This window comes from Pseudoclavibacter sp. JSM 162008 (assembly GCF_041366455.1).
GTDB lineage: Bacteria > Actinomycetota > Actinomycetes > Actinomycetales > Microbacteriaceae > Pseudoclavibacter.
The window spans coordinates 1-1,241 of sequence record NZ_JBEWYX010000043.1; the positions used below are offsets into that span (position 1 = coordinate 1).

Consider the following 1,241-nt stretch of genomic DNA (forward strand, 5'->3'; position numbering starts at 1 on the left):
GGGTGGTGTCAGCCGGTCGTCGCAACACCTGGTCTTGGTGGGTTCGAGAGTAGCTCTTCGAGGGCGGCGGCAGGGGTTCTGCCGCCGAGGGTTTTGCGTGGCCGCTGGTTGAGTTCTGTCGCGACTTCGAGGAGCCGTTCAGGGCCGTGAGCGTTGAGGTTCGTGCCTTTCGGGAAGTACTGCCTCAGCAGTCCATTTGCGTTCTCGTTTGACCCTCGCTGCCAGGGAGAGTGGGGGTCGCAGAAGTAGATCGCCATGTCCGTTGCGAGAGTCACGTCGAGGTGTTTCGCCATCTCGGTGCCCTGGTCCCAGGTCAGCGACCGGCGCAGATGGGCCGGCAGTGTGCTGATCGTCGCGATCAGTCCGTCTCGGACCGCGGGAGCGCTATGTCCGTTCGGGAGATGGACGAGCATCACGTAGCGGCTGGCGCGCTCGACGAGCGTGCCGATCGCAGATCCGGATGCCGACCCAACGATCAAATCGCCTTCCCAATGGCCGGGAACGGCTCGATCTCGTGCTTCGGCGGGACGTTCGCTGATGAGGATCTTGTCGCGGATCTTCCCCTTATCGGTGAAGCGCAGGCCACGAGGTTTGCGGGCAGCGCGCCCGGTGCGGAGGTGTTTATGCAGGTCAGCGCGGAGTTGCCCGCGCCCCTGAATGAATAGGGCTTGATAGATGGTCTCTGGTGCCACGCGCATCTCCGGATTCCTCGGGAACAGACGGGCCAGGTCATCACTGATCTGCTGCGGACTCCAGTTCTTCACCAACCGCTCCTCAACGAGCACCGCAAGGACCGGCTCATCGAGCCGGCATGCCTTGGGTCGGCGCGCGCGAGCCTCGCACTGCTTCTGAGCCGCATGCGGCCGGTACCCGAGCCTGCCCGGCTTCCCATTGCGACGCAGCTCGCGCGAGATGGTCGACGGCTGCCGTCCCAGCTCCCGCGCTATCTCCCGCACCCCGGCGCCCTGCAGGCGCAGATCCGCGATCCGTAAGCGATCATCTAGCTCGAGATACCGACCCGATCGCGGCTTGTCCTCGACCGGGAATCGACCGCCGGCCGCTTTGATCCACCGATACCCCTGGCTCCTATGCACGCCGAGAGTTTCACACGCCGCTGACGAGGACCGCCCCTCCCGCAACAAGGCCCAGAACTTTCGCTTACGCTCCCGCGCAGCATCGTTCGCCGGCATCCAGCCACCCCTTACTCATCAGGGTGTTGCGACGACCAACAGAAACCACCC

Annotated in this window: 1 protein-coding gene; it reads right to left on the bottom strand. The window is 64.5% G+C overall.

Annotated features, from left to right (window positions below):
* Positions 1-8: 8 nt before the first annotated feature.
* Positions 9-1,190, bottom strand: a complete 1,182-nt coding sequence (locus tag ABVF28_RS17185) for an IS30 family transposase (RefSeq protein WP_371031454.1) — start codon at positions 1,188-1,190, stop codon at positions 9-11.
* Between the last annotated feature and the right edge of the window lie 51 nt (positions 1,191-1,241).

Bases quoted from the DNA above. Each gene is read 5' to 3' on its own strand.
- ABVF28_RS17185 (WP_371031454.1), bottom strand. From the start codon at position 1,190: ATGCCGGCGAACGATGCTGCGCGGGAGCGTAAGCGAAAGTTCTGGGCC.